Genomic DNA, 26,991 nt, shown 5'->3' on the forward strand with positions numbered 1-26,991 from the left:
GATAGACAGGAAAGTGACCCCTTCAAAAGCAGCGCCGCTATGGCGAAAAAAACGTACAGCACCTGTTGGATATCCTGGGTACAACGAATCAAAACTATCAGGAGAGGCAAAATAAGCTTGAAAAATAGGCTCGTATATCGTATATTTGAATTAACAAAAACACCATAATTTCCCAAAGAGGAAAATCATTGGAATCCAGTTGAATTATGTGAGGTCACATCAGCGACCGCAAATGAATAGGGTAGATGTTTATCGCTAAAGGGTGATCTCAATTGATGGAATCCGTAGCATTCATGACCTTCTCAACCATCGAGGGATTTGGCATTTTCGCGCTCATGATGACAATCTTCAAGATAAACCCGCTTAGTTACTTCTGGCAAGCCATGTTTGTCATTCTGCTGATGTCTCTGCAGAGCTATCTGCTGCGCAGCGAGCTCTCCCTCTATTATTTGGCACCGATTACCAACATCATGCTATTCATTTTCTTTGTGGCAACGGTTGTGAAGGAGCCCTTGGTCGGAGCCGCTGTAATCACGCTCATCGGTTATTCGGCATTCAGTTTGCTGCAGACAATGATCGTCACGATCGTCTTTGATTCTATCATCGAATCGCAGAGCGTACTCATTTACGGATATGCGCTGCAGACATCGAGTGCGATCACGATCGCTCTAGTCGCCTGGCTGCTCTATAAGCTGGGAATCGGCTTTACGTGGAGCTTCGAGAAGGTTCGCTTTAAACGGGAGGATTTGATCGTCAGCTCTACCATTTTCGTCGTATTGATATTTTTTACCATCATTCTTTACCGGAACGAGATTTGGTCTAATATATTGTTCTTCTCTACTACGCTCTCCTTTTTTCTATATTATGCAGTCAGGAAGGAGAAGAAGGACTATGATCCATTTGATGGCTGATCGAATTGCGGCCGGAATCAAGAGAACGGCTCCCGACCATCCAGCCTCCGTGAATGTTCTGCGCTACTCCATTGCCCTGCTGCTGAACGCCGTGCTGATCATATCGCTCACCTTGCTGCTATCAGCGCTGACGGGCAGAACCTACGAGGTTTTGATCATTTTGGTATCATTTGCTCTTCTCCGCCAGGTTTCCGGCGGAATTCACTTGAATTCCGGCATGAAATGCGTGCTTTCGACGACAGTCCTATTTACGGTGCTGTCCCTGATCGAGTTAAGTTCAACTTATGTACTCGTTCTCAATGGGATTGCTGCGGCGCTATGCCTGATCTATGCCCCGTCGAGAATCCAGCAGCAGACGCGTATTCCCGTTAAATATTATCCGCTGCTTAAATTGCTTTCCGTACTGATCGTATGCTCCAATTTTCTGATCATGTCACCCGTACTTAGTCTCTCCTTTATCGCCCAGTCGATGCTGTTAATCAAGCTAAGGAGGTGAGAATGATGAAAAAAGTAGCCTATGCCAGTGCATCCATGCTGTCTCTCTTCGCTGCATTTGTGGTATCTACAGCTAGCTTCTTGTACATTTATCAAGGCGAAACGCCGGAAGAATTGCTCAAATAACTAAGCATGGTTAAGCTAGATTTCAAGCCGTCATGCAAGAAGGTTGGGAAATTGTTAGTATGCAAATCGTAAACCGAATACGAGGCAAGACCAGAAACCCGGTAGCGCTGTTGAGGAGCTGCGGGGTTTCTTGGCTTTGAGGTTTCCTGGTTGATAGAGTAAAATGAATGAATATGAAATCCCTTCAACAGGGCAGCCAGAAAGGAAATAGAGATGCAAACATCGATTCTCCATCATTATTCGCCGGCATACGGCGGGGCGTTCCGGCAGGGAGCAAGCGGCTGGAATAATACGACTTATTTTATAGAGGGAAGACATCGCCGCAGTGTTCTGCGCATTTATGAAACGCACCGGGACAAGGCAAAGATCCGCTTCGAACATGCGGTTCTTCAGGCATTGAACGAACTGGACTTAAGCTTTCGGGTGCCGCAGCCTGTCTGGACGATAGATAGACAGACGCTGGTTCGGCTGGAGGATGGCACGGGACGATATGCATGCATGTTTGAATACATAGAGGGCATACGGCCGCAAGGCGAGGAGGGAAGGGCGGCTTATTCCTTCGGCGAAGCCGCAGGCGAAATGCTGCTTGGTCTGGCGGAAATCGACCCTGGCGTTGAGCCGTCATACCCGCCTTATTATGAACTGCTCCAATCTTATCCGGCATGCACTCGCGAGGTCGTGCTGAATTTTTGTGAGCGGCCGCTGGAGCCGTTCCGGGATTTGCAGGAATCGCTAACTGAGCTGAGGCAGGCTTATACGGATATACTTCAGCAGCTGGCTGGACTAGAGAAGCTGCCGCAGCAGCTTGTTCACGGGGATCTGAATTATTCCAATCTGCTGGTGGATGAGCGGAATCCCTCGCAGGTAACGGCGCTGCTCGATTTCGAGTTTTGTACGAGGGATGTACGGGCCATGGAGCCGGCCGTCATTATTTCAGGGCTGCTTGGCCAGGGCGCCGCGGAGGACCGTGAAGCTCTGAAGAGATTCTGCCAGGGCTTCGGCAGCCGGATCCGCCTTGCGGCAGAAGAGGTCGCAGCTATCCCGGTGCTTATGCGGCTGCGGCAAATCGATGTGTTTCTGCATTTTATGAGCCGCTTCCTGCAGGGGACCGACGGTCCTGAGGTGCTCCGCGAACAAATACGGCTCATCACTGCCGAGCTTCGGCAGCTGGAGACAGGCGGAGAATGGTATAAGGAGAGTCTGGCGAATTACATTCAGGTCTAAGAGCCCTCACCTGTTGAGGGGTCTTTTTTTTACCATCATGCATAATGGCTTACAATCCAAAGCCTGATTCACGATATATATCTTATACTGTTTTTTGAGCACCCCCATAAACAGCTATGACATACACGTAATAGGAAGTGATTACTACTGATGGACAGGCCGACAGAACAGATTTTAAAAAAAGCCCGGGAAGTAGGCAACGCAGTTGAAAGGGAGCTGTTGATCGAGCGATATCGTCCTTTTATCCTTCGCACGGTGTCTCATGTCTGCAAGCGGCAAATCGGATGGAACCATGACGAGTCGAGCGTGGGGCTGATCGCCTTCAACGAGGCTATCGATCGGTATAACGAGGACTTGGGCAAATCATTCGACAATTTTGCTTTTATGCTGATCCGCAACCGTCTTGTGGATGAGTTCCGCAGGCAAGGTAAAATATTGCGCTCCGAGAGCGTCGTATATGATGATGTACAGAATGAATTCGAGCAAACCGCCCTGGAAATCGCCAGCTCCATGGAGGCTTACGAAAGGGAACAGTTTGCGTTCGAATTGGCGCAGGAGCTGATGCTCTATGATGAAACCTTGAAATTATACGGTGTATCCCTAGAGGAATTAGAGGTATTATCTCCCAAGCACCGGGACACGCGCAAGCAGTTTATTCAGATAGCCAAGCATTTTAGCGGGCATGCGGATTGGGTCGAAATTTTACATAGAACAAAGCGTCTGCCTTTGAAGGAGATGCTGGATTTTTTTAAGGTAAGCCGTAAAACATTAGAAAGAAACCGCAAGTATTTGATCGCGCTAGTCCTTATTTATGCCAGTGATGAATTTGGACGAATTCGCAGCACCGTCTCTTTTGCGGATGTAGGGGAGTAATGATGATGCAGGGAACCGTAATGAAGATAACAGAACATTGTATCGTTGTCCTCTGCGAGGATGGGACATTCCGAAATTTGCCGCATCAGTCGGTCATGCCGGGCTTGGGGGAGAAAATTTCCGTTCCTGCGGCGGCGGAGCCAAGACAGAGGAACCGCTCTAGACGCTATTTAAATAAATATGGGATCTATGCCGCTTCCTTCGTGCTGCTGCTCGGCGTATTCTTTATCCTCCAGTATTTGCAGGGGACGAAGCAGAACGCAACGCTGGTGGCGATTGACATGAATCCGGGAATAGAGCTCGTCGTCAATTCACGCGGGTTCGTGGATCAGGCTACTCCGATGAACGAGGAAGCCAGGCAGCTGCTGTCGGGGGAGGAGGTCAAAAATCGGGATGTCTACGAGGCTCTTCAGCGGATTTTTGCCAAGGCAGAGCAGCAGGGATACTTGGACGCCAAATCGGGACAGAGCTGGGTCTGGCTATCGGTCGTTGATCTTGGCCCTGGCGCATATTTGATCGATCCGCAGAAAGTTGGCGGCGCGGACAAGGGTATCCACGTTGAGGTCTTTACAGCGGACGAGCAGCAGTGGGAGCTGGCCAAGCAGGAGCGGCTGTCGCTGAACAAATATATTGTGAAGGAGCTGGCGGCTGAAAAAGGAATACAGTTAAGCGCTGAGCAGCTGCGCAGCCAATCGATACTTCGTTCGCTGGAGCAGGCGGGGGTTGACCCGGAGGAGTTGTTTGACGGTCAGAGTCAGCCGGCTGCAGGAGGGCAGGAACGGGGTTCGGCTCTCGCTCCGGGAGGGAGCAGACACGAGCCTGCGAAGGATGGCGGGGCGAGCGTTTACCAGCAGGACGATAGCCTCTGGAAAATGGGGGAGCAGTCTTCGCGTTCAGATCAAGGCGAGGAGGGCCAGGATCGGATTAAGCAGGCTGCGGCCGGGCAGCATTCCCAGCAGACTAATGGCAAGGAGACGGGAAATCCGGACGCAGCGGGGACGGATGCAAGCGATCGGAAGGAATCGGCGGGAACGGCAGGCGGCTCCAGCAGCGGCCGCGTTCATGATGCGAACGGACGCCCATCGGATTCGGCTGCTCAGAATCAGCCGGGTGCCGGGAATGCCAAGCCGGAGGGGCAGACGGGCGACGGACAGGCGGAGAAGCCGTCCAAAGGGGATTCCCATGCAGAGATCCGCGAGCTGAAGCTTGAGGTCAAGCTCGCTGCAGACGGGAAGCTCAAGCTGGAATATGAAAATAAGGACGGTAAGGTTCAGGCCCAGGTGGAGAAGAAAACGAGCGAAGGGGAAGCGAAGCAGCAGGGCTCGCAGGCGATCTCCTTTGCCGAAAATGTCATCAAGCATCTGGATTTGGATTCGAAGAGCGGCAGGCAGGTTGTGCTTAGCCGAGTGATCACGGCGCTGAATATCAAGCAGAGTGAATGGCTCGAACTCAAAATCGCGGTTGATTATTCGAATGGCGGCAAGCTTGAATATGAGTTCGACAATCCCATAAAGGCCCAGATCGAGGCCCGGGAAAATAAACAGGAGCAGGACAAAAAAGCGGAGCAGGCGAGGAAGGAGCGGGAGAAGGAAGCAGAGCAGGCCAAGGAGGAGCAGGACAAAAGGAACAAGCAGAAGCAAGATAACGCCAATGAAAAAGCTAACGAAAAAGCCAAAGATAAATCTAATAAAGCAGCGAATAACAATGCGAATGGGCAGGCCAAGGAAAATGGAAAGCCGAAGGAGAAGGAAGAGAACAAGGGAGCCGCGCAAAGGCCGAATAAGCCGAACAATAAAGGCAACAACGATCCTGACGATGATGATGAAGATTAATTTTTTGTAAAGCGGCCCCCACAAAATCAATCCGTCCAGCGTAATAACATTTGTAAGAAAACTGGCGGATTGGAGGGTTGTAAATGGCACTGGTCAATTGTGATAAATGCGGGGTGCTGATGGTTTGGACGCCAACGTATTTATGCAGCGAATGTCTGAAGCGTCAGCTTGAGGATGTGAACAAGGTGAAGGACTATCTCGCCGAGCATCCTCGGGCCAGCGTCATGGAAGTGGAGCGCAAGACGAAGGTCTCCTTAAAGACGATTCAAGAGCTGGCTTTGAAATAATCAACTTATGAGAGGAAGGGCATCATGAAAAAATTTAGAGGCATACTCAGCTTGCTGCTTGCCGTCTTCCTGGTCTTCGGCCAAATCGGGCAAATTTCGGCAGCGCAGGATGCGAGAATGCAAGCTGGCGCTAATGGACGGGTACAGCTGGTGCTGGAATTTGACGACATTCGGGAAGCCGAGTGGGCCGCGGGGTACATAACGAAAATGCAATCGAAAAAAGTATTGCACGGCTTCGAGGACGGCACTTTCCGCCCGAATCAGCCAGTAACCCGCGTCGAGGCGATCGTCACAGCCGTTCGCTTGATGGGACTCGAGAGCGAAGCCAAGGCGGTATCCACGGATACCAAGCTGCATTTCAAGGATGCGGATCAGCTGGACAAGCGGTTTTCATGGGCCAAGGGATATGTCATCGTAGCTCTGGAGCACGGCCTGTTTGATGCATCGGAGGATAAGATCATTCCGGAGAAGCCGGCAAGCCGCGTATGGGTATCCAGCCTGCTTGTCAAAGCGCTGGGACTGCAGGACGAGGCGCTGCGCCAAATGACGAAAATTCCGGACTTCAAGGATGCGAAGGCCATTCCGGCCGGCGCTGTTGGATACGTTAATGTAGCTGTGGAGCAGGGCATTGTCAGCGGTTATCCTGACGGCACGTTCAAGCCGAACAAGAACGTCACCCGAGCGGAAATGGCGGCTCTGCTGGATCGCACGAATGACGGACTGCTTGAGAATCAAGGCGCCGTATCCGTTAGCGGAACCGTGAAGGCGATTCAGTTTACGGCGGATGCTGCGGACAGCGCAGATGCTTCCGTTAACGGGCAAATCACCATTGAGACTGCAAAGAAAGAGCTGCTATCCTATGGGATTTCCTCTGCGCTGCCGGTAAAGCATGATAAAAAATTCTTCCCGGCCAAGCAAATTGCCGTGAACGATAAGGTCAAATTGATCGTGAAGGACGGGAAGGTTCTTGAAGCCGAGCTGCTGGCCGAGAAGGAAGCTGTTAAGAATGAAGACGCAAAGACGGACATCAAGCCGAGTCCAGAACAGCCAGCCGGCGCGATCGTGGAATTCGAATTCGAGGCTGAATTGGCGGGCAAGCATGAAATAAAGCTGGAATACAAGCAGAAAAGGGAGCAGCGCAAGCCGAGGTAGAATTCAGCGAGAAGAAGGGCAAGGAGAAACTCAAAGGACAGCAAGCCGTTCAGTATATGGAGCAGCTTCTAGATAAAGCGGGTTTAAAGGACGGCATGAGCAGCAAGGAAGCCGCTGACAAGCTGATGACCGCACTCGATCTCGATAAAGCTCAAGTGAAAGAGCTGGAGCTTAAGGTGAAATTCGCCAGCGGGAAGCAGCTGAAAATTGAAATCGAAAACGATGATGACGATAGGGAATAGAATGGTTTTACCATCGGGTGCCGCAAGGCGCCCTTTTTATATCAAATATATTCTTACGATGATGTAGCAACTCCATCCTTCTGGGCATACATTGGATAGACGTTTACCTATCCAAGGAGGGTACCGAGATGACCGATCCCATTCTGCAAGCGCCGGATCTTAGACTGGCGGCCGATTCCAATCAAGTGCTGAATTATCAGCGCGATCCGCATAATTATATAACGCAAGTATTCGGCGCACAGCTTCCCGCGATACGGACCGGCTTTTTCAATGTTCATATGACAAGGGGAATTATTATTCAGCCGCATTGGCATACGAATGTCGACGAGCTGGTGTTCGTGATCAGCGGGGAAGTCATTACTTCCGTCTTTGATCCATTTACGCAAAGGCTGATGACCTACTATTTGAAGCCCGGGCAGATCTCGCTGTTTCCTAAAGGGTGGTTTCACTGGATTATCGCCGAAAGCGATCACGCGCATCTTCTTACGATTTTCGATCAGCCCACTCCCGATATCGTATACGGCTCCGATTTTCTCCGTTTTCTTCCCAAGGAAGTCGTACAGCGCGCTTATTGCGTGAATGAGGAGGATTACGCGAGGGCTGTAGCGCCTATTCGCGAATCCGTCATCCTGGGGCCTCCCGTCGGATGCGGCAGCATGACCGCGAACCAGTCCTATCCGGGATGGAGCTGAATCCCCGAAAAAACGCATTAAGGCATCACGTTCAAGCGATTAGCCGCCAATCGCTGAATGTGGTGCTTTTGCTTCTTTATGATATCTTTTAGGGGTAAGCCATTGATATGCTATAATAATAATTCTATACATGCGTGACAGGTTCGTTGAGAGGATCGGTTCATTTATGAAAGAGATGATACAAGAGCTGCCATTGTCGCCTGGCGTATATCTTATGAAAGACTCACGGGGCGAAGTCATTTACGTCGGCAAATCCAAATGTCTCAAAAAACGGGTACAGTCCTATTTTTACAACAATAAGTCGCATTCCCCCAAGATCAAGAAGCTTGTTCAGCATGTCAAAAGTCTGGAACACATCGTTACCGATACGGAGTTTGAAGCGTTCCTGCTCGAATGCAGGCTTATTCAAGACATCAAGCCGATGTACAATCGAAGGATGAAAAATCCGCTAGGCTATAGCTACGTTGTATTGCGGCACAAGGGGGCGTGGCGGCGGCTCGAAATTACGAATACGCCCGATGGGGCTGGCCGCGGCGATACCCCTTGCATCGGTCCTTACACAGCTAGCAGAAGCAGCGTGGAGAATGCGCTGCAAACAATCCAGGAATGCTGCAGAATTGCCTGCAGCAGCCAGGCCATATCTGCTTCCTCCGAGAACACGCCCTGCTTGAATTATTCGCTCGGTCTATGCCTTGGCAGGTGTCTCGGGGGCGAGGCCGCCCGGCAGTACGAGGCAGCGCAGGATCGATTGATCGCTCTGCTGCAGGGGAAGGACGATAGTCTGTATGAAGAGATGGGGCGCCAAATGCTTGATGCTGCCGAGCAATTCGATTTTGAGCAGGCCGCGAAGTACAGGGACGCCCTGGAGGCAATGAAATTCCTCTTGAGCAAGAAGCAGGTGATCGAATTCGCGGAAAAGAATCACAGCATCGCCGTCTACGAGCACTTGGATGAACATACGATAAAGTTTTTTCTGATTAAGAACAACGCGGTGGTGTACAGCGAGCCATGCTCCGTGGCTTCTACTGCAGACCTGGAGCTGCTGCTGAAGAAGGTGCAGCGCTTGATTCTCAGCTATTTTCCGGGGCATATGGAATCTGCGGCTGCCGGAATACAGCGGGAAGAGATTGATTCGGCGCAAATTATCTACATCTACTTGCAGAGCAGTGCCTGCCGCTACCTTCTTGTTCCCGAGACCTGGCTGGACGAAGGCGGACAGCCTGAAATGGAAGGCGCGCTTCGGGAGTTTCTGCCTGATCCATGCTATGAAAATTAAAGCGGATAACACTTTCTTCACGGCCAAGCCTGATGAAGGAAGTGTTTTTTTGTTGCTGAATATGATCGATAAACGCGGCTTCCCCTACCTTCTGAATAGAATAAAAATAGTGTTTTTTATATGAAATAGATTTCTTTTTTATTATTTTGTCACAAAATTGACAAATATAGTATTTTAATATAATATAAAATAAATCCATAAACTTCCATATGTCAAATCTATGTAATTATTCCTCGTTGCTTATTTTTCTTAGTGATCGCACTAGTATTCTTATTCTTGATTTCTGGATTCCAGTCATCAATTCCTGAGCTGACCTCCAAGATACCGGCATCTCTTCAGGATTTGATAATAAAGCATGATGAAAGGAGGTATGTCGTTCCTGCTCAAGCGCAGGAACCAGTAATTCGTTCTGGAATGAAATGGCTCAATAGATTAGGAGAGTCTGAGAGTCAGAGAGTCGATCATTAAGCGTTCTTTATCCCATCTATTTCAAAGGAGGAAAATGAAATGACAGCTGAGGTTATGTTTGAGCCGAAATACTCAAAGATTAAAATGTTTTTGGTCGCTGCCGGGACCATGCTCGTTATGCTGGCTTGTTCTGCGGTGTTTGCTGATAGCGCTTCCGCGCACGGCCATGTGGTTGACAGCCGCGCCGAGTTGTGCGCGAAAGGGGTAAACGTCAATTGCGGCAGGGTTATCTATGAGCCCTTCAGCGTAGAGGGACGGGGGGATTTTCCCGAGTTCGGCGTACCTGACGGGCAAATCGCTAGTGCGGGAATATTCACCGAGTTAGACGAGCAGACATCTACCCGTTGGAGCAAGGTGAATCTGACAGGAGGAGAGCATACGTTCCACTGGAAAATCGTCGCTAACCACAGCACGAATACTTGGGATTACTATATCACCAAGAAAGGCTGGGATCCGAACACGCCGCTTAAGCGTGCGGATCTGGAACTGTTCTGCAGATATATCGACGATGGAGCGATTCCGCCGGACGATGTCTACCACGATTGCTACATTCCGAACGATCGCGAGGGCTATTACGTTATTGTTGCCGTATGGGATATCGCGGATACTCCGAACGCCTTCTACCAAGTGATTGACGCGAACCTGAGCATCGATCCGTCGTCACCGACGAATCCGGCGCCAGGCTTCCCGGGTGATCCGAACCGGTTCGGCGAGTATTTGGTCTGGAATTCGATCAGAATCTACAATACGGGAGAAGTTGTTTTACACAACGGACAATTCTGGGAAGCTCTGTGGTGGACGCAAGGCCAGGAGCCAGGCACTACGGGCCAACATGGACCGTGGAAGCTGCTTGGTGACGCTCCGCCTCAGTGATCGCTATAGCGTAAATACTAAGCCCCTATTTAAGCTTAATATCTAATCCTCAGGAGGTGTCCAGGCCAGATTGGCTTGGACGCCTTCTTTTTTCGTAGGGACTGCGGATATCCGGTACATAATAATCAGAGCTGGCGGGAATATTTTAACAATAGCTCGGTCCAAGCTTGCAATATTATAGAAGAGAAGGGGATGTCATGGAAGCCAATCATCAAATGCTTACGTATAAGCCCGGGGATATCGTCTACGTTCTTTATCGCAACCCGCATACACAGGATGTGGCGCACATCCAGCAGGCCGCTGTCGTGAATAACCCGGATAACCCGCAGGAGCTGGCCATGTTTCTTTATGAAACCTATTATCCGCTGACGGAGGAAATGGCGGTTTACGCAACGGAGGAAGAGGCAGAGCAGGCCTATCGGTATTATTTCGGAACCGCCTCCGAAGGGAGCTTCGAATGATCAAGCCATTTACGCCGAAGCTGGTTTATTTCGAACCGGATGCCTTGGAATACCCGCTAGGCCAAGAGCTGTATAACAAATTCGCTGAGATGGACACCGAAATTCGCTATACCACCTCGCATAATCAAATCAGGAACCTGCCGGGTAACAACGATTTTCAACGATATCGGGTAGCCAAATCCACGCTCGTCGTCGGCATTCGCAAAACCTTGAAATTCGATACGTCCAAGCCCTCGGCGGAGTATGCGATCCCCTTTGCTACAGGCTGCATGGGACATTGCCATTACTGTTATTTGCAGACGACGATGGGAAGCAAGCCTTACATTCGAACCTATGTCAATGTGGAAGAAATTTTAGAGGCTGCGGACAAGTATATGGTGGAGCGCGCGCCCGTGCCGACGCGGTTCGAAGCCTCCTGTACCTCGGATATTGTAGGCATTGATCATCTTACGCATACACTTAAGCGGGCGATTGAGCATTTTGGTCAATCCCCATACGGAAAGCTGAGATTCGTTACGAAATTCCACCATGTGGACCATTTGCTGGACGCGAAGCATAACGGCAAAACGCGCTTCCGCTTCAGCGTAAACGCCGATTATGTCATTAACAACTTTGAGCCCGGAACCTCGCCTTTGGCACAAAGAATCGAGGCGGCAGGCAAGGTCGCAAGAGCCGGGTACCCGCTTGGCTTTATCGTAGCCCCCATTTATCTTCATGAAGGCTGGGAGGAAGGCTATTATCATATGTTTGAGCGCCTGGATGCCGAGCTGCCTATGGATGCAAGGGATGATATCACGTTCGAGTTCATTCAGCACCGGTTCACCAAGCCGGCAAAACGGGTGATCGAGAAGAATTATCCGATGACCAAGCTGGAGCTGGACGAGGAGAAGCGAAGATACAAGTGGGGCAAATACGGCATCGGAAAATACATTTATCCTAAAGAAGAGGAAGAGGATCTGAAAAGCCATCTGTACGGCTACATGGAGAAATTCTTTCCCAAGGCAAAGCTCGAATATTTCACTTAGAAAGTTGAAGCCCTCCGATCATATAACTTGATCCGGAAGGCTTTTTGCTTATATGGCAGTCATACCTGGAAAAAATAGCAGGATTCTAGAATAGATTGGATTACAATAGATGTTGTGGTATTTAATCCCAATATAAAACAATGAGTCTTTTTCTGACTGGCACAACCGAAGGGAATTTCATTCCCGTCCTGATTGCAGCTCTGCGCGAGACGGTGTTAAAGGCCATAAAGAATATCCAATCAAATTTCCTTTCAGGAGTAGCTGCATTCTACTATCCTCATGAGCAGCATGGCTTCCGCATCGCTGATAATATCAAGAAATCGCTAGAGGCGGAGCTGTACTTCTATTCGCAAATATTAAGGTTTACGCCTGCAGACCCGCTGGAGCCGTTCCCGACCCCGAACCTAAAGTAGGCTAGGAGATCATGCCTCTCCTTCAAATCTGCCGCTGCGGATCCTGTGATTCTTCTCATAGCATTGCGCCTCTTATTTTGTTATCCCTACTACTAGGAGGTGGATGCTATGAAGGTCAGTTATCCCTTACAAGAAGCGGCTGACTTAAAGGAAATCAAGGAGTCCTTGAAGCCTTTCGGCGGGCGCTGCGCCAAAATCGTCGATGGATCCCTTGAATATCAAATTAAAGAGGAGCAAGAGAGCACAGCTTACGAGGCCTTGAAAGCCAAAGGCTATATCTCTTAAGAGCAGAGTGAGCTGATAGCTTAGAAGGTCAGCGGCTGACGCTTGGGGCAGCAAAAGCTCAGGTTCAGGACGATAGCACAAGAACAAGAATAGAGAAGGATTGAAACATAGAAGCTTAGAGGCATAGCAGCATAACAATAGAAGTATAGAAACAGTCGAATGCTTAAGAAGCCAGGAATGATTTCCTGGCTTTTTGTATTGCCGTTATTTTTTAATAACCGGAATCCATATTTCGCTCCTATACGTCTGCGAAGAAGTATCTTTGCCCTCGTTCCAGAGTATTTCCGGGCCAGGCGCAAGCTCATAGCTGGAAGAGGGGAACCATTCCGAATAAATGCGTCCCCATACATTTTGGAGCGTGTCCGGGAACGGACCGACCGCCTCGAATACCGCCCATGTCGAGGCTGCGACAGGAAGCTGCGTGAGATGATCAGGACATGCTTTCGTCGTTGCCGCGCCGATGTAGTGATCCAGACCTCCTCTCTCCTCCATCCTGTCTTCCGAGAAGTTCGCCGATGCGCTGATCAGTCCGCCTGGCTCAATATTGGACAGAGCCTTCAGCTGCCCGATCAGTTCGGGATCCAGGCTCTCCCACATAGCGGCGATCTCCGGATTGACGCCATGGAATACGATCGGTACGCGTTTCATCAGGCCGACGATGTTAAAGGCTTCTTTCTCAACAATTCGATAATTCATTTCGCTTCCTCCTTGAATAGATAATTGGAAGGTCATGCGCGGATAGGCTTTGAGAGAATAGCTGCCTGATCTGGCCTCGGAAGGCGTAATACCGTGCAGACTTTGAAAGGCGCGCGAGAATGCATCCGGAGAGCTGTAGCCATATTTTATCGCTGCATCGATCACCTTTACCCCGCCGTCACGAAGCTCGAAAGCGGCCGAAGTAAGCCGTCTGCGCCGGATATATTCGGATAACGGAATCCCTGCCAGAAAGGAGAACATCCGCTTGAAATGATATTCCGAGCAGGCCGCTCGCCTGGCGACTTCCTTCAGGTCGATCTCCTCGGCCAACTGTTCTTCGATGTATCTCATCGCGTCGTTCATATTTTTAAGCAAATCCATGTCAATGACCTCCTTTATCCATACTTTAGCAGAAGCGGGATATGGCTCCCCGACTTCTCCTGCACGTTCTTTGCAGGGGGGTTATTTGAGGAACGTATACTCTTCAAGCAGCCTTTGGATGATGGCGTAACGAGGGTTCCGGCTGGATATCAGGCAGCCGAAGGAGAGGTTGGAGACGATCTGATTGTCGGTTAATTGTACAGGGATGATGCGTCCGCTCTCCACGTAAGGATCATCGCTCAAGTTGTAGCCGGATACTAAGCCGATGGCCAGTCCCTCGGAGACCGTCTTCTTGATGACCTCGGAATTGGAGCTGTGAAACAGGATATTCAATGGCCCGTAACTGCCGGCAAAGGATTGGCTGAAATTCTCCCAAAACTGGCTAGCGTACATGACGATGGGGTATTCCTTCAAATCCTGAAGTCTTAGAGCGCTTTGGAACGCAAACGGTGAATCCTTGGGAACGATTACCTTAATGTCGGCATCGTAGTCCAGCTTTCTGAAGAGGATATGTTCGGGCAGCGTGCTTTCCTGCGAGGTCTGAAGCGTGATATAGCCTATATCCACCGTGTGCTGTTTAATACGAGGAATAATTCTCCTGCTCTCCATTTCGAGGATCGTGACTTTCATCTGCGGAAAATCCTTCTTGAATCGGGACAGAATCCGCGGCAAAAATGTCATCAGGCTCGGAATCGCGGCGATGTTGAGTTCCCCGGCAAAAGCGGAGGTGATCGTTTGCGCTTCTTCCTTCATCCGCTGCATCGTATCGACGATAATTAGTGCTTTATTAATAATACTTCGCCCTTCTTCTGTAGGTATTGTTCCTGATCTGGATCTGCGGAATAATCGCAGGCCCAGCTCCTGCTCCAACGCTGCAATCGACTGACTGACGGCAGATTGGGACACGTGAAGCTGCTCCGCAGCAATGGAGATGGATTGGGCATGGACAATGGCTTTAATGTATTCCATCTGTTCAAGATTCATGATCCAGACGCTCCTCTTATATTAGTTACTCTTATGTTAACATTAGAAACAATAATTTTACATTATCTACGATAATACTTATATTATTGTTTATGATTATCGGATGATTTTAAGGAGATGTAGATGTGGCACAGGTCAACAAGCAGAATGACGGATTTGCCTTGATTATTTTGGCTGTATTTATAGGGAATTTTCTGGCCTTTGTGAATTCGGGTACCGTAAATATAGCTCTTCCCTCGATGATGAAGAATTTGCATACAAATATTAATTCCGTCCAATGGATCGTTACGGGCTTTATGCTGGCGATCGGTACGATTGCCCCTGTCGTGGGCTTTCTGGGGGCCAAGTTAGGGTACAAAAAAGTGTATATCACGGCTTTAATCGGTCTAACGGCTTCTTCCGCGCTATGCGGCCTCTCCTGGAATATTGGATCACTTATCTCGTTCCGCGTGCTGCAGGGAATCTGTGCCGGTATGATCCAAATTTCCACCATGACGATTATTTATCAGTCAGTCTCGAAGGAGAAGCAGTCCATGGCGATCAGCCTATGGACGGTATCGATGATGGTTGCTCCGGCGGTAGGTCCAACCGTAGGCGGAATGATCACTCATGCCTGGGGCTGGAGGGCTTTGTTTTATGCGAATGTGCCGATCGGTGTCATAGCTATCCTGTGCGCCATACTTTGTCTGCCGGCCCGTAAGGACTCCGCTGCCGTTACCTTGGATTTCTGGGGATTGCTTGCCGTGGCGGCCGGCAACGTCTCCTTGCTAATGTATTTCACCAAAGGGAGTGATTGGGGCTGGTTCTCCGTTCCTGCGCTCGCTTTGCTGCTGACGGGTCTTGTCGGTATCGCAGCCTTCATTTGGCGGGAGCTGACTGCGAAGGAACCGCTGCTGAATCTTCGCGTATTCCAATATCCGAAATATGCGATGGGCACGATCTTGAACTGTTTTATTTCGGTAGGGCTGTACTCCAGCGTATTTCTGATTCCTTTATTTTTGGAGGAAGCGCAGGGAGCATCGTCCTTTACAAGCGGACTTATCATGCTGCCAGGGGCGCTTATCATGATTCTGGTGACGATGGCAACAGGTAAGCTGTACGGCAAATTCGATCCGGTATGGTTCGTGTTATTCGGCGTTCTGCTGCTCTGTATCGCTTCCTGGGAATTCAGCCGGCTTACGATGCATTCCTCGATAGGATATGTCATGATCTGGATGATTCTGCGCTATATCGGGGTAGGCCTCGCGACCTCTCCGGTGACGAACATCTCCATGAGCCATGTTCCGGCAGAGCATGTCGGCTCGGCGACATCGATTTCGAACTGGCTGCGCCAGGCCGTGGCGGCGCTGGCAATTGCGATTTTCAGCTCCATTCTGGCGGTCAGAACGGGAGCGCATCTTGCGGAGCTAGGCGGAGAGAGGGTGGGTGAGGCCTTGAAGCAGGCGGCCTTCCTTTACGGCTCGAACGATACGTTTCTTGTATCTACCGCCGTTCTTGTCTTTGCCATTCCGCTGTCGCTGCTATTGGGAAGAAGAACGGTCCATGAATAGAGATCCTTGCAAGCCTTGGGGGGGCGGTCCGGCCCTCTGTTAATAAGGCCTGCAAGGGTCTTTTTTTGTATACAGCCGAAAAGGGGACAGGCAGGAGAGCAATAAAATTCAATTTGAGCAAAGAAACTATGAAAAATATTTCTCTTGCTGCATACAATCTATTGATAGAGATAAAACAATTGGAGAGGAGAAGGATCAGGGATGAAGCTGTTGTTTTTCATGCTGCCGTATTACGGGCACATCAATCCTACGTTATCCACAGCCGAGGAGCTTGTTCGCCGGGGCGAACAGATCGTCTATTACACGACGGAGGAGTTCGCGGGGAAAGTTGCCAGCATCGGGGCCGAGATTCGCCTCGTCGGCCGGGAATTCGGCTTCCTGATGGACGAGCTGGGGGAGAAGCCGCTGACCGCTTCGCTGCGGGATGGGGAGTTCTATGTGAGCAATCTGAACCGGCATATAGCCCTAGCCTCTGAGCTGCTGGATCTCGTAAGGTTGGAAAAGGCGGACGGCGTCGTATGCGATCCGATGTGCCTGTGGGGACGTACCGTGGCTGAGAAGCTTGGATTGCCGCGAGCGCTGTTCTGCTCAGGGATCGCTGTAACGGCGGATTCGGCTGTATTCGAATATTTCTCACGCATGTTCGATGGAAAAATTCCCGAGATCGTCACCAGTATGTTCCTGAAGCGGGAGCCGCTCATGCTTGCTCCGATCCCGAGGGAGTTCCAGCCGGATGCGGAGGATTTGGAGGAAGCCTTTGAATTTATCGGCCCGACCATCGTGGACAGGGAGTCTGATACGGGATTCCCGCTCGAGGAGATCGCCGGACATCCCACGCTCTATATTTCTCTTGGCAGTGTTATTAATAATCCCCGCTTCTATGAGCTGTGCATTAAGGCATTTGCGGGAAGCCGCTGGAAGGTGGTCATGGTCGCCAAGACGCCGCCTCCGGAGATTCCCGCTAATTTCTCCATCTACCCGTTCGTTCCTCAATTAAAGGTGCTGCAGCATGCCGATCTGTTCATCTCTCATGGCGGGATGAATTCGGTGATGGAATCGCTGTGGTACGGAGTCCCGCTTCTTATGGTTCCGCAAAGCTCCGATCAACCGCTGGTCGCCGCCCGGGCCGAGGAGCTGAACTTAGGCAGAAAAATGGATTTAGAGGCAGTTACGCCAGAATTGCTGCTCCAGAAAGCAGAGGAAATTCTCGCCGATCCTGTGATTCGAAGCAGCGTGCAGTCCATGCAATCGATCCTGCATCATGGCGGCGGAGGCCGGCGGGGAGCGGAGGTGCTGCAGCGGTATTTTGCTGCCAAGCCGGTCGGTGAAGCTGCTGCGTCCAGTATGAAGCATAGCTAATTTTTTTAATAAGCCCGTAAGGGCTTTTTTTTTAACTGAACATTTAATCCCCAGCGTTGTGGATTCGCTACATTAATATAATGATTTGGGAATTGCTGTACGATATTGTAGTAAAGAGGATAGAGGAGGGAGTGGAAAAATGGGACAGCGTGCCAATCTAATCCTAGTTAACGATGGGAAATATGATCTTTATTACAGCCACTGGTGTGCAAATACATTGCCCGGTGATTTATTTTGGGGACCAGAGGAGGCGCTTTCTTTTATCAAGCAGCAGCAGCTTACAGATGAATGGCTAGATGACCGATGGGCGGAAGGAGGGGTCATGATGGATCTCGACCGGAAATTTATGCTCTGGTATGGCGGAGAGGATATTCTGTACGATATTCCCCTCAGGCGACAATTGTTTGCTTTAATGCAGCCTTTATGGAGCGGATGGGAGCAGCAGTGGGCCAAGGGTGGAATTATTGATATGGCCAGGTATTTGAATTATCCGCTAGAGCAGGTCAGATCCGTTGAATATACGGCCGATTTACCATCGTTCATAGAGCCGGAGCAGAAGGGCGGATTTATTCGGACGATCGCAAGCCTCGTATTTTCGAATGGAGAAATGAGAATATTTCCCATACACGCCACATTTGATGAATATTTATTAGCTGGAGAATCATTTCTTCAGGCGATAGACCCTGCTCTGGGACAGGAGAAGCTGGTGGTGGCGGAGTGGACAGAGGACTTCCCTGATCAGGGGTTTCATTTGGATATGGTGCGCCAGACTTTGGATATTTGGTATGCAGGAGCCGAGTCAGATCTCATCCCACATGTTAAGAAATGTTGGGCTGGCTGGACGGTAACGGATTTGGGAGACCAATACGAGCAGCAAAGCACCCTGACGGATAATGCGGTTGTGTTTGGACAACCGTCTGAACTCGAACTTACTGAACGATTGCGTAGGATGCTGGTAAGAGCAAATTCAAGCAGCCCGGTAGATACTGTAAAGAGGTTTGCTGAGATGAACATTCAAATGGGCAAAAAGGTTGAGGTAAATCCGTTGGCGCTGTTTGACCATCCGCAGGATTTGGACTTAAGTACTCGCGCGGCCAAATTTGAATATGCCTTGTCTCAAGTTCGCGGATGATGCTGAATAGCGTGTTTAAGGGTAACATAACAGTATGTTTTTAGGGGTGGCAGAATAGCGTGTTTCTATAGATAGCAGAATAACGTGTTTTTGGGGATGAAGATGAAGTAAGATATAAATTATAAGTAAGGATTAAAAGTGCATACTAAACGGGTAATTCATCTTTATCCGGTCAATCTGAAGCACGATAACCTATATGAAAAGTGGAGATATGATGACAGAGAACACAGCAAAAGCAGAAGCAGGATGGAGCTTTGACAACAGCTATGCCCGTCTTCCGGAAATATTCTACACCCTGCAAAAACCAGTGCCGGTTCGCGAGCCGAAGCTGGTCGTACTCAACGAATCGCTGGCGGAATCCCTCGGGCTGAATGCCCAAGCGCTGCAAGGCAGCGAGGGGGCTGCCGTATTTGCCGGCAACGAAATTCCCGAAGGAGCCTTGCCGCTTGCTCAGGCTTATGCCGGGCATCAATTCGGGTATTTCACGATGCTGGGCGACGGCCGTGCTGTATTGATCGGCGAACAAATTACGCCGCAAGGCCAGCGGGTGGATATCCAGCTGAAGGGGTCCGGGAGAACGCCATACTCCCGTGGCGGGGACGGCCGTGCGGTGCTGGGTCCCATGCTGCGCGAATATATTATTAGCGAGGCTATGCATGCGCTCGGCATTCCGACAACGCGCAGCCTCGCAGTGGTCACGACAGGGCAGCCGGTTATGCGCGAGTCGGAACAGATCGGCGCGATATTGACCCGCATCGCGGCTAGTCATCTGCGCGTCGGCACGTTCCAATATGCAGCGCAGCGCGGGGAGGGCGACGAGCTGCGGTCGCTGGCGGATTACGCGCTGGAGAGGCATTATCCCGATGCGGACGCGGATACGGCTGCTGGCGGGAATCGCTACCTGGCTCTGCTTCGGCAGGTCATCCGCCGCCAGGCCGAGCTGATCGCGAAGTGGCAGCTGGTCGGCTTCGTTCACGGGGTGATGAATACGGACAACATGACGATCAGCGGAGAGACGATTGATTATGGTCCCTGCGCTTTCATGGATGCCTACGATCCGGCGACCGTGTTCAGCTCCATCGATACTCAAGGCCGTTATGCTTACGGCAATCAGCCCTATATCGGCGCGTGGAACCTCGCTAGATTCGCGGAAGCTCTGCTTCCGCTGCTGCATGAAGACGAGGAGCAGGCCATCAAGCTGGCGGAAGGGGCAATTGCCGGCTTCACCGAACAATTTCACAGCCATTGGCTGGCAGGGATGAGGGCGAAGCTCGGGCTGTTCAACCCGGAACCGGAGGACGAAGCTCTAATCAAGGAACTTCTCAAGCTTATGCATAAGCACCGGGCGGACTATACGAATACGTTCCGGGCTTTAACGCACAGGCAGTGGGAGGAGACGGCCCTGTCCGGGGATGAGGAATTCGAGTCATGGCTACAGCGTTGGCAGGAGAGATTGAGCCGGCAGGAGGAGACGCAGGAGGCTGCGGAGCAGCTTATGCGCAGCAGCAATCCTGCAGTCATTCCGCGCAACCATCGGGTGGAGGAGGCGCTTGAAGCCGCGGAGAAGGAAGGGGATTACAGCGTGATGCAGCGTCTGCTCAGCGCGCTCGCAAATCCTTATGCGCACACGGAAGAGCAGGCCGAATACTGCAAGCTTCCGGAGCCTTCGCTGCGCCCATACCGAACCTTTTGCGGCACCTGATCGGCCGGCGTGACAAGTTATTCAAAAATGAGAACTTCAGGGATCAATTTAGAAGCGTAATGCGGTTAATGCGGTTGGTAATGTGAAAATGCGGATAGGGTAACAGGCAAGGAGGCAGAGAAATAGAGGCTGTCCCTTTAGTAAATTTTTACGACCGGTTGCCCTTGAAGTGTTCAAATGCGCTCATCGCCTCCGGTTGCTCTTGGAGTGACCAAATGCGCTCATCGCCTCCGGTTGCTCTTGGAGTGACCAAATGCGCTCATCGCCTCCGGTTGCTCTTGAGTGACCAAATGCGCTCATCGCCTCCGGTTGCTCTTGGAGTGACCAAATGTGCTCTGTACCTCCCCTTTACGCCGAGCATGAATTGTGGTTTCTCGTTCTAAATGGATTTATAGTAGTTAGTTTCTGCGACAAAGAAGGGAAAGCAGATTTAAATGGATTTCATGGCGTTAGAAGAAGGAAATTATCCTTTCTTGGCGGGAGTGTTGGTTTTAGGTACATGAAATCCAACTACTCCCATGAAACATTCGTTTAGGGCTTAATTAGAACCATGAAATCCATTTAGTGTTTGCCATCGTGCAATATGACGAGGGTCCTCTTTAGCATTCGCTAAAGGGGACCTTTTTGTTAGTGAATAACATAGACTAGGAGTTCGATAGCTTATGTTTGAGTTCAAAATGGTACAGTCTACGCATGCGCAAAAAAGGCAACCTTTCACCTCGTAGAAACTAAATCCGTAAACTTGCGCCTCAAACTTCTACTTCGCAGGAACATATTTCATAGATTTCTACTTCACAGGAACATATTTCATAGACTTCCACTCCCAGAAACGTATTCCATACACTTTCATTTCGTAGAAACTGCTTATTCCACATCCCCCCTGCAAATGAAGGCTTTTTTGCCATGCTTTGTAGTCACAGTGTATAAAAGCACTTCCTGCAAATCTGCTAATTGACAAAGTATTAGTTGTTTTTTTGCTGTGGATTTCTAGATTTTATCTTCTTGTGATGAAGGGCGATGTGCTACACTTGAAATAATTCTTTACGATCGGTGAGGAGCTTCTTATGCGTACATATTGGGTTTGGTTGGCTTTACTCGGCGCGGCCTGGGTTTGCGCCCTTCAGCATGTATCCTTAAATATGGCGATACTCGCTCCAAGGTGGATGGGCAGCGCCTTATTCTTTGCGGCTTATTTCATTTCCCCGCTTCTGCGGGCAAAACCGCTGCTGCTTACGCTCAATCTAAGCGCGGCTTCGGTTGTGGCTAGCGCTGTCCTGTGGCCGGAGCTATCGGGAACGGGGAATCCATATGCTATTCTGGTGTTCTCGATGCTGGCCGGAAAGGCAGCCTTTAGGCTTCCGCCTACATATGCCTGGACTGCAGGCATCGTAATTTTTATAAGCGCTATGGCTCCTGCAGCGGTGGGCTATCCCTCCCTGCCCCCTGTCTATCTCGTCCTGCATGCTATGATGCTTGCGGCGGCGCTGATTGTATACCGCACGGCCCGGCAGCGGGGAGAGGAGGCCGAAGCCCGGAACGAAGCTCTGCTAAGCGAGTACCGCAAAATGAAGCGCCGCGTCGCAACCGACGAGGAGCTGGCCCGGCAGGAGGAACGCGCTCAGATCGGCCGGGAGATTCATGATTCGGTCGGACATAAGCTGACAGCTCTGCTGATGCAGCTTGAAGTGTTCCGCATGCAGGCCAACGGTGAGGCGGAGGAAAAGGCCCGGCAGCTGAAGGAGCTGGCGCGGGAGAGCCTCGAGGAGACGAGAAGCGCCGTCAAGGCTCTGAAGAAGGGGGAGCCTGGCGGCTTGCCGGCGATTATGAGGCTGATCCGCAAGCTGGAGGCGGAGAGCTTGATCAAAATTCATTTCACGGTCAAGCATGGGGCGATGTCGGCGCCCCTCACGAACGAACAGTCGATTACGGTATATCGCGCCGTGCAGGAGGCCTTGACGAATATTATGAAGCACAGCAAGTCCCGGGAGGCTGAGGTCGTTTTTGAAGCTCCGGGGGGCAGCGTCTTCCGCTTTGAAATATCGAATCCCGGTGCCCCGATCGGTCGTTTCCGCGAAGGCTTCGGCCTGCAATCGATGCGGGAGCGGATCGAGGGGCAGCAAGGCCGGCTGGAGATCCTTCAGCATTATGACCGTTTTATCGTGAGCGGCGTACTGCCGCTTCATTTACATATGATTCAGGGAGAGACGAACGAATGATCAGAATATTACTGGCCGAGGACCAGGCGATGGTTCGCCAAGGCTTGAAAATGATGATAGAGACCGACGAGAAGCTTCGTGTTACGGGAGAGGCTGCTAACGGCCGGGAAGCGGTCGATTTGAATGAAGGCCACTGGTTCGATCTTGTGATACTTGATATCCAGATGCCGGTGATGAACGGCCTGGAGGCGGCACGGATCATCCGCAACAGATGGCCGGAGCGCAAGGTGCTGATGCTGACTACGTTCAACGATGATGAATATGCGCTGGAAGCGCTGAAAAGCGGGGCGAGCGGGTACCTGCTCAAGGACGCAGAGCCCGAGGCGTTGATCCGTTCCATCCGCAGCTGCATGTCGGGAGGGCTATCCCTCCAGGATGACGTGGCGGCCAAGGTGATTCCGCGGCTGCTCCGCCAGTCCGAGGAAGAGGATGATCGATCCGTTGATCCATCCATTACGCCGCGAGAGCTGGATATCCTCAAGCTTGTCGGCGAGGGACGCAGTAACCGGGAGATCTCCGAGCAACTGGGTCTGTCGGTCGGCACGGTGAAGAATCATATGAGCCAGCTGATGGATAAGCTGGAGCTGCGCGACCGGACGCAGCTTGCCATATATGCGATCCGCCATAATGTTGTGTGAGCTGTGATAGACACATGACGGTAGCATGATAGACACATGACGGATACACGATGGAAGCATGATAGATGCATGATAGACACATGATGGTAGAATGACGGATACACGGTGGAAGCATAATAGATGCATGATAGATACATAGATACATAGATACATGATAGATACATGATAGATACATGATAGATACATGATGTAGGCTGCGTTGTTTCACATCCATGACTCTAGTCATGGGCAGAGAAGGAATTGATGACGAAGGACAGTGTGAGCACTGTCTTTTTGTTTGTATACTGTGCCATAGATTAGGAAAATTGCTCGCAGAATCGAAGGAGGCAGAGAGAATGATTGAAGCCTTGGAATTACGGAAGGTGTTCAAAGGAAAAACAGCGGTTGACGATGTGAGCTTCTACATGGACGAGGGGGAATCCGTCGGTCTGCTTGGGCCCAATGGTGCGGGGAAATCGACGACGATCTCCATCATTTCTTCGCTCTTAAGACCGAATGCGGGGGATGTGAGGCTGAACGGAACGAGCGTCCTTGGCAAGCCGCAGCTTATTCGCCAGGTACTCGGCGTCGTGCCGCAGGAAATTGCGCTTTATCAGGAGCTGAGCGCATATGAGAATTTGAAGTTTTTCGGCGGGCTTTACCGTCTGGGGGGCAAGCCGCTGGAGCTGAAAATTCAGGAGCTGCTGGAGATGGTCGGTCTTCGCGATCGGCAGAAGGAGCTGATCAAGACATATTCCGGCGGGATGAAGAGACGGATCAATATCGCCGCAGCCCTGCTGCATGATCCGAAGATCGTTATCATGGATGAACCGACGGTGGGGATTGATCCCCAGTCCCGGAACCACATTCTGGAGACCGTCCGGTTATTGAACCGCGATAGGGGAACGACTGTCTTATATACGAGCCATTACATTGAAGAAGTCGAGCAGCTCTGCAGCCGGATCTACATAATGGATCATGGCCGGATCATCGCCTCGGGAACGAAGGAAGAGCTGCGCCGGATTCTGTCCGGCGAGGACACGCTGATCCTGCAGCTGGATAAGCCAAGCAAGAGGCTGACCGAGGAGCTGCGGGCGCTGCCGCCGATCCGGCAGGTTGAGGAGACAGAGAGCGGATTAAAGCTGATTGCGGCGAAGCAAAGCGACCTGTTATCCCAGGTTGTCCAAACCGCCGAACGGCATCAGGTTCAAATTACCAGTATACATGTACAAACGCCAAGCCTGGAGGATGTCTTCCTGCATCTGACCGGGCGGACGCTGAGAGATTAGGGGGAGCACATATGATCCCTTTTTTCAAGAAGGATTTGCTCGTATTCTGGAGAGATCGGAAGGAGCTGGCGGTCTCGCTGGCAGCCCCGCTCATTCTCATTACCGTGCTAGGGTTCGCTTTGCCAGGCTGGATTGAGAATCCGGCGAAATCGCTCGAGATGAAGGCGGCTCTCGTAAATCTGGATAATGAAGCTGCTGCCGTCCAGCAAGTCCAGGGCACATTGGGCCTTGGATCAGACGAATCATGGAGCTCTCCGGTTCAAGCTTTAATCGGACTACTTCAATCTGAAGAGGCAGGGAGCTTTGTTCAAATTCAGGAGCTGAGCAGCGAGGAAGCACGCCGGCAGCTGGAGGAGGAGAGGATTGAGGCGATCATTACGATTCCGGACGGATTCACGCTCGCGGCACTCCATAAAATGCTGCTTAACGAGGGCGAAGGGGCCGCGCTGCAGGTGACCGCCAGGGAAGCCTCGCTCCAGGTCGATGCGCTTAAGGATCTGATCGGCGGACTGATGCACGCGATCAATTTTAACGCTTCCCTGCAGCATGCGGGCGGCGCGGAGATGGCGGCCGCGGCAGCAATGGTTTTGGCTGAGGGAGGAAATTTTGGCGGCTATGAGATCATCCCGGGCGCCCAAACGGTAACCTCCTTTCAATACTTTGCTCTGGCGATCAGCATCGTGTTTGCTTTGCTCTTATCGACTACAATTTCAACCAAAGCGATGGCCGAGAAAAGAGAGCATACTCTGCAGCGCATTCTGCTTGCCGGCTCTCGTCCGGTCCAATATTTAGCCGGCAAAATGAGCGCTGCCTTCTGCTTATCCATGCTTCAGCTAACGATCGTCCTGCTGGTATCTCATTTTGCCCTGGGCATATTTCCGGGACGTTCGCTCCAATTTTGGCTGGGCATGTCCAGTGTGCTGCTGCTTCTATCCCTTTGCGTAGGGGCGCTGGCGGCTCTGTTCACCGCTCTGGTGTTCCGGCTGGAGGATTCCGTAGCAAGCGGCCTGACTTTTGTCATCATTTTAGTCGCGGGGACGATTGGCGGCAGCTTTGCACCGATCTATGTGCTGCCGGGATGGCTGAAAGCCGCTGGCGAATGGACGCCAAACGGGCTAACGCTGGCTGTGCTTCTGGAATGGCTGCAGACGGAGACGAGCGCAAGCCTGACTGTTCCGCTGATCAAGCTGGGCGTTTTCGCTTTGGCCGCGGCGGGGCTGGCCATCGGGCTGTTTCCTAGAAGGGGGCGAATCTAATGAATCCGATATTTCTGGCGCAATGGATGAAGGAGAAGCGTTCTCCGATTATGGTTCTCGCTTTTTGCGGTCTGAGCATCCTTGCCACGCTGCTGTTTGGGTTTGGTATGGATAATAGGATTAAAATTGGAGTTTTTCCGGGGCCAGGTGTGGAAGCCTCTGTAGCAAAGCAGTGGATCGAGCATTTGAACGAAGGCGATGCGATTGAATTCTTCCTGCAGGACGAAGAAGGGGCGCGCTCGGACGTACGCGGGAGCCGGGCCGATGCGGCTGTTCAGGTGATGCAGAACGAGTACCGATTGATCGCGTCCACCCAGAATCCGAACGTACGTCTCGTGGAGCATCATCTTCGCGCTGTGTTCCAGGAGGAGCTGCAGCTGAGGGCAGCCGCGGCATATGCGGCAGATGAGAGGGGATTGCGGGAAGAGGTGCAGCGTTATTTGGAGCAGCCGCCGATGGCCGTAGAGATGCGTACCTTGGACGGTAGCGAGCTGGTTCGATACGATATGGGCCTGCAGCTGCTGTTTACATTTACACTGTTTCTAGCCGCCTTTACGGTTGGCTTCAAGCTAAATGCCATCACGATGGAGAAAGCAGCCGGCATTTGGAGCCGTATGATTCTGTCTCCGGTTCGCAAGTCGGAGATGTACCTCGGCCATTTGTTCTACAGCATGCTGATCGGATTCATACAAGTTCTCGTCGTCTTCCTGCTGTTCCGCTTTGGGATTGGATTCGACATGGGGGATCACTTCGGAATGCTGATCCTTGTCGCCGCACTGTATATTCTGGCGATCACAGCCTTCTGCATGCTGCTGGCCGGCATCGTCCGGACTCCGGAGCAATTTAACATGGTGTTTCCATCCCTGGTTCCGGTCATGCCGATCTTAAGCGGCGGCTACATGCCGCCAGGGACGATCACGAATCCAATTCTTCTGGGAATATCCGAAATCCTGCCCCTGAAGCACGCTTTGGACGCTCTGACGGGAATTGCGATTTACGATAAAAGCTGGCTGGATATCCTTCCATCAATCGCCAAGCTGTGCATCATTGCCGTGATTTGCATGGGGATCGGCATTAATCTGATGGAGCGCCGCAGGGCCTGACAGCAATGCTTGGGCAGTGTGGCCAAGCGGGGAGCTATGGCTGGCAGTTATCCAGGCAGCCCCGGACCCGT

The 26,991-nt window shown here is 51.3% G+C and carries 27 protein-coding genes; 25 read left to right on the forward strand and 2 right to left on the reverse strand.

The annotated features are described in order from the left end of the window. Positions 1-275 precede the first annotated feature (275 nt). The 16 genes from BN2762_RS15855 (at position 276) to BN2762_RS27330 (ending at position 12,635) form a co-directional block, all read left to right on the forward strand. Positions 276-911, forward strand: a complete 636-nt coding sequence (locus BN2762_RS15855) for a hypothetical protein (protein WP_055107893.1) — start codon at positions 276-278, stop codon at positions 909-911. Beyond that, the gene (locus tag BN2762_RS15860) at positions 892-1,407 is read left to right on the forward strand and encodes an accessory gene regulator ArgB-like protein (RefSeq protein WP_055107894.1); all 516 of its coding nucleotides are present in this window, start codon (positions 892-894) and stop codon (positions 1,405-1,407) included. The genes BN2762_RS15855 and BN2762_RS15860 overlap by 20 nt, the downstream gene beginning before the upstream one ends. Positions 1,408-1,409: 2 nt before the next feature. Beyond that, on the forward strand, positions 1,410-1,532 hold the full coding sequence (locus BN2762_RS26195; RefSeq protein WP_074048639.1) for a cyclic lactone autoinducer peptide: 123 nt from the start codon (positions 1,410-1,412) through the stop codon (positions 1,530-1,532). Positions 1,533-1,745: 213 nt separating this feature from the next. Beyond that, positions 1,746-2,756: a phosphotransferase gene (locus BN2762_RS15865; RefSeq protein WP_055107895.1), complete on the forward strand. Its 1,011-nt coding sequence runs from the start codon at positions 1,746-1,748 to the stop codon at positions 2,754-2,756. A gap of 150 nt (positions 2,757-2,906) precedes the next feature. Continuing rightward, the gene (gene sigI, locus BN2762_RS15870) at positions 2,907-3,629 is read left to right on the forward strand and encodes an RNA polymerase sigma-I factor (protein ID WP_055107896.1); all 723 of its coding nucleotides are present in this window, start codon (positions 2,907-2,909) and stop codon (positions 3,627-3,629) included. A 5-nt stretch (positions 3,630-3,634) separates the two neighbouring features. Continuing rightward, positions 3,635-5,461, forward strand: a complete 1,827-nt coding sequence (locus BN2762_RS15875; RefSeq protein WP_454187958.1) for an anti-sigma-I factor RsgI family protein — start codon at positions 3,635-3,637, stop codon at positions 5,459-5,461. An 83-nt stretch (positions 5,462-5,544) separates the two neighbouring features. Beyond that, the gene (locus tag BN2762_RS15880; protein WP_055107898.1) at positions 5,545-5,748 is read left to right on the forward strand and encodes a hypothetical protein; all 204 of its coding nucleotides are present in this window, start codon (positions 5,545-5,547) and stop codon (positions 5,746-5,748) included. 24 nt (positions 5,749-5,772) lie between these two features. Beyond that, on the forward strand, positions 5,773-6,900 hold the full coding sequence (locus BN2762_RS15885; RefSeq protein ID WP_055107899.1) for an S-layer homology domain-containing protein: 1,128 nt from the start codon (positions 5,773-5,775) through the stop codon (positions 6,898-6,900). Continuing rightward, a complete protein-coding gene (locus tag BN2762_RS15890) occupies positions 6,864-7,142 on the forward strand; it encodes a YusW family protein (RefSeq protein WP_148499950.1) in 279 nt (92 codons plus the stop codon). Before BN2762_RS15885 ends, BN2762_RS15890 begins: the two co-directional genes overlap by 37 nt. A gap of 128 nt (positions 7,143-7,270) precedes the next feature. Further along, complete coding sequence (locus BN2762_RS15895; protein ID WP_055107901.1) at positions 7,271-7,834, forward strand: cupin domain-containing protein; 564 nt, start codon at positions 7,271-7,273, stop codon at positions 7,832-7,834. A gap of 166 nt (positions 7,835-8,000) precedes the next feature. Next, positions 8,001-9,110, forward strand: a complete 1,110-nt coding sequence (locus BN2762_RS15900; protein WP_055107902.1) for a GIY-YIG nuclease family protein — start codon at positions 8,001-8,003, stop codon at positions 9,108-9,110. A 507-nt stretch (positions 9,111-9,617) separates the two neighbouring features. Next, positions 9,618-10,451 carry a lytic polysaccharide monooxygenase gene (locus BN2762_RS15905; protein ID WP_055107903.1) on the forward strand — a complete coding sequence of 278 codons (834 nt, stop codon included), beginning with the start codon at positions 9,618-9,620 and terminating at the stop codon, positions 10,449-10,451. Positions 10,452-10,648: 197 nt separating this feature from the next. Then, positions 10,649-10,912, forward strand: coding sequence for a transcriptional regulator SplA domain-containing protein (locus BN2762_RS15910; protein ID WP_055107904.1), 264 nt, complete (start codon positions 10,649-10,651; stop codon positions 10,910-10,912). Further along, positions 10,909-11,937: a spore photoproduct lyase gene (splB, locus tag BN2762_RS15915; protein WP_055107905.1), complete on the forward strand. Its 1,029-nt coding sequence runs from the start codon at positions 10,909-10,911 to the stop codon at positions 11,935-11,937. The genes BN2762_RS15910 and splB overlap by 4 nt, the downstream gene beginning before the upstream one ends. Positions 11,938-12,077: 140 nt before the next feature. Continuing rightward, on the forward strand, positions 12,078-12,350 hold the full coding sequence (locus BN2762_RS15920) for a hypothetical protein (protein WP_055107906.1): 273 nt from the start codon (positions 12,078-12,080) through the stop codon (positions 12,348-12,350). Positions 12,351-12,458: 108 nt separating this feature from the next. Further along, complete coding sequence (locus BN2762_RS27330; protein ID WP_187386542.1) at positions 12,459-12,635, forward strand: hypothetical protein; 177 nt, start codon at positions 12,459-12,461, stop codon at positions 12,633-12,635. 204 nt (positions 12,636-12,839) lie between these two features. On the opposite strand, the gene BN2762_RS15925 is transcribed toward BN2762_RS27330, so the two are convergent. Together BN2762_RS15925 and BN2762_RS15930 are read right to left on the reverse strand one after the other, a co-directional pair. Further along, entirely contained in the window at positions 12,840-13,712 is an 873-nt protein-coding gene (locus BN2762_RS15925) for an AraC family transcriptional regulator (protein WP_055107907.1), read from the reverse strand. Between the two features lie 81 nt (positions 13,713-13,793). Continuing rightward, positions 13,794-14,696, reverse strand: coding sequence for a LysR family transcriptional regulator (locus tag BN2762_RS15930; RefSeq protein ID WP_055107908.1), 903 nt, complete (start codon positions 14,694-14,696; stop codon positions 13,794-13,796). Positions 14,697-14,821: 125 nt separating this feature from the next. Here BN2762_RS15930 and BN2762_RS15935 point away from each other — a divergent pair, with 125 nt between their 5' ends. The 9 genes from BN2762_RS15935 to BN2762_RS15975 all read left to right on the forward strand — a co-directional run bounded on the left by BN2762_RS15935 (position 14,822) and on the right by BN2762_RS15975 (position 26,920). After that, positions 14,822-16,246 carry an MDR family MFS transporter gene (locus tag BN2762_RS15935; protein WP_055107909.1) on the forward strand — a complete coding sequence of 475 codons (1,425 nt, stop codon included), beginning with the start codon at positions 14,822-14,824 and terminating at the stop codon, positions 16,244-16,246. A 201-nt stretch (positions 16,247-16,447) separates the two neighbouring features. Beyond that, positions 16,448-17,605: a nucleotide disphospho-sugar-binding domain-containing protein gene (locus BN2762_RS15940; RefSeq protein WP_055107910.1), complete on the forward strand. Its 1,158-nt coding sequence runs from the start codon at positions 16,448-16,450 to the stop codon at positions 17,603-17,605. A gap of 139 nt (positions 17,606-17,744) precedes the next feature. Further along, complete coding sequence (locus BN2762_RS15945; RefSeq protein WP_055107911.1) at positions 17,745-18,737, forward strand: hypothetical protein; 993 nt, start codon at positions 17,745-17,747, stop codon at positions 18,735-18,737. Positions 18,738-18,951: 214 nt separating this feature from the next. Next, positions 18,952-20,439 carry a protein adenylyltransferase SelO gene (locus tag BN2762_RS15950; protein ID WP_055107912.1) on the forward strand — a complete coding sequence of 496 codons (1,488 nt, stop codon included), beginning with the start codon at positions 18,952-18,954 and terminating at the stop codon, positions 20,437-20,439. Positions 20,440-21,503: 1,064 nt separating this feature from the next. Continuing rightward, complete coding sequence (locus tag BN2762_RS15955) at positions 21,504-22,655, forward strand: sensor histidine kinase (protein WP_055107913.1); 1,152 nt, start codon at positions 21,504-21,506, stop codon at positions 22,653-22,655. Further along, positions 22,652-23,293: a response regulator gene (locus tag BN2762_RS15960; RefSeq protein ID WP_055107914.1), complete on the forward strand. Its 642-nt coding sequence runs from the start codon at positions 22,652-22,654 to the stop codon at positions 23,291-23,293. The genes BN2762_RS15955 and BN2762_RS15960 overlap by 4 nt, the downstream gene beginning before the upstream one ends. 335 nt (positions 23,294-23,628) lie before the next feature. Then, positions 23,629-24,561 (forward strand): ABC transporter ATP-binding protein, encoded by a 933-nt coding sequence (locus tag BN2762_RS15965; RefSeq protein ID WP_055107915.1) that lies wholly within the window; start codon positions 23,629-23,631, stop codon positions 24,559-24,561. A gap of 11 nt (positions 24,562-24,572) precedes the next feature. Then, positions 24,573-25,817 (forward strand): ABC transporter permease, encoded by a 1,245-nt coding sequence (locus BN2762_RS15970; protein WP_055107916.1) that lies wholly within the window; start codon positions 24,573-24,575, stop codon positions 25,815-25,817. Next, positions 25,817-26,920 (forward strand): ABC transporter permease, encoded by a 1,104-nt coding sequence (locus BN2762_RS15975; protein WP_055107917.1) that lies wholly within the window; start codon positions 25,817-25,819, stop codon positions 26,918-26,920. Before BN2762_RS15970 ends, BN2762_RS15975 begins: the two co-directional genes overlap by 1 nt. Positions 26,921-26,991 lie beyond the last annotated feature (71 nt).

Origin of the sequence: Paenibacillus ihumii, assembly GCF_001403875.1 — a bacterium.
In the GTDB taxonomy this organism is placed as follows: Bacteria; Bacillota; Bacilli; order Paenibacillales; family Paenibacillaceae; genus Fontibacillus; species Fontibacillus ihumii.

Bases quoted from the DNA above. Each gene is read 5' to 3' on its own strand.
- BN2762_RS15855 (WP_055107893.1), top strand. From the start codon at position 276: ATGGAATCCGTAGCATTCATGACCTTCTCAACCATCGAGGGATTTGGC.
- BN2762_RS15860 (WP_055107894.1), top strand. From the start codon at position 892: ATGATCCATTTGATGGCTGATCGAATTGCGGCCGGAATCAAGAGAACG.
- BN2762_RS26195 (WP_074048639.1), top strand. From the start codon at position 1,410: ATGATGAAAAAAGTAGCCTATGCCAGTGCATCCATGCTGTCTCTCTTC.
- BN2762_RS15865 (WP_055107895.1), top strand. From the start codon at position 1,746: ATGCAAACATCGATTCTCCATCATTATTCGCCGGCATACGGCGGGGCG.
- sigI (WP_055107896.1), top strand. From the start codon at position 2,907: ATGGACAGGCCGACAGAACAGATTTTAAAAAAAGCCCGGGAAGTAGGC.
- BN2762_RS15875 (WP_454187958.1), top strand. From the start codon at position 3,635: ATGCAGGGAACCGTAATGAAGATAACAGAACATTGTATCGTTGTCCTC.
- BN2762_RS15880 (WP_055107898.1), top strand. From the start codon at position 5,545: ATGGCACTGGTCAATTGTGATAAATGCGGGGTGCTGATGGTTTGGACG.
- BN2762_RS15885 (WP_055107899.1), top strand. From the start codon at position 5,773: ATGAAAAAATTTAGAGGCATACTCAGCTTGCTGCTTGCCGTCTTCCTG.
- BN2762_RS15895 (WP_055107901.1), top strand. From the start codon at position 7,271: ATGACCGATCCCATTCTGCAAGCGCCGGATCTTAGACTGGCGGCCGAT.
- BN2762_RS15900 (WP_055107902.1), top strand. From the start codon at position 8,001: ATGAAAGAGATGATACAAGAGCTGCCATTGTCGCCTGGCGTATATCTT.
- BN2762_RS15905 (WP_055107903.1), top strand. From the start codon at position 9,618: ATGACAGCTGAGGTTATGTTTGAGCCGAAATACTCAAAGATTAAAATG.
- BN2762_RS15910 (WP_055107904.1), top strand. From the start codon at position 10,649: ATGGAAGCCAATCATCAAATGCTTACGTATAAGCCCGGGGATATCGTC.
- splB (WP_055107905.1), top strand. From the start codon at position 10,909: ATGATCAAGCCATTTACGCCGAAGCTGGTTTATTTCGAACCGGATGCC.
- BN2762_RS15920 (WP_055107906.1), top strand. From the start codon at position 12,078: ATGAGTCTTTTTCTGACTGGCACAACCGAAGGGAATTTCATTCCCGTC.
- BN2762_RS27330 (WP_187386542.1), top strand. From the start codon at position 12,459: ATGAAGGTCAGTTATCCCTTACAAGAAGCGGCTGACTTAAAGGAAATC.
- BN2762_RS15925 (WP_055107907.1), bottom strand. From the start codon at position 13,712: ATGGATTTGCTTAAAAATATGAACGACGCGATGAGATACATCGAAGAA.
- BN2762_RS15930 (WP_055107908.1), bottom strand. From the start codon at position 14,696: ATGAATCTTGAACAGATGGAATACATTAAAGCCATTGTCCATGCCCAA.
- BN2762_RS15940 (WP_055107910.1), top strand. From the start codon at position 16,448: ATGAAGCTGTTGTTTTTCATGCTGCCGTATTACGGGCACATCAATCCT.
- BN2762_RS15945 (WP_055107911.1), top strand. From the start codon at position 17,745: ATGGGACAGCGTGCCAATCTAATCCTAGTTAACGATGGGAAATATGAT.
- BN2762_RS15950 (WP_055107912.1), top strand. From the start codon at position 18,952: ATGACAGAGAACACAGCAAAAGCAGAAGCAGGATGGAGCTTTGACAAC.
- BN2762_RS15955 (WP_055107913.1), top strand. From the start codon at position 21,504: ATGCGTACATATTGGGTTTGGTTGGCTTTACTCGGCGCGGCCTGGGTT.
- BN2762_RS15960 (WP_055107914.1), top strand. From the start codon at position 22,652: ATGATCAGAATATTACTGGCCGAGGACCAGGCGATGGTTCGCCAAGGC.
- BN2762_RS15965 (WP_055107915.1), top strand. From the start codon at position 23,629: ATGATTGAAGCCTTGGAATTACGGAAGGTGTTCAAAGGAAAAACAGCG.
- BN2762_RS15970 (WP_055107916.1), top strand. From the start codon at position 24,573: ATGATCCCTTTTTTCAAGAAGGATTTGCTCGTATTCTGGAGAGATCGG.
- BN2762_RS15975 (WP_055107917.1), top strand. From the start codon at position 25,817: ATGAATCCGATATTTCTGGCGCAATGGATGAAGGAGAAGCGTTCTCCG.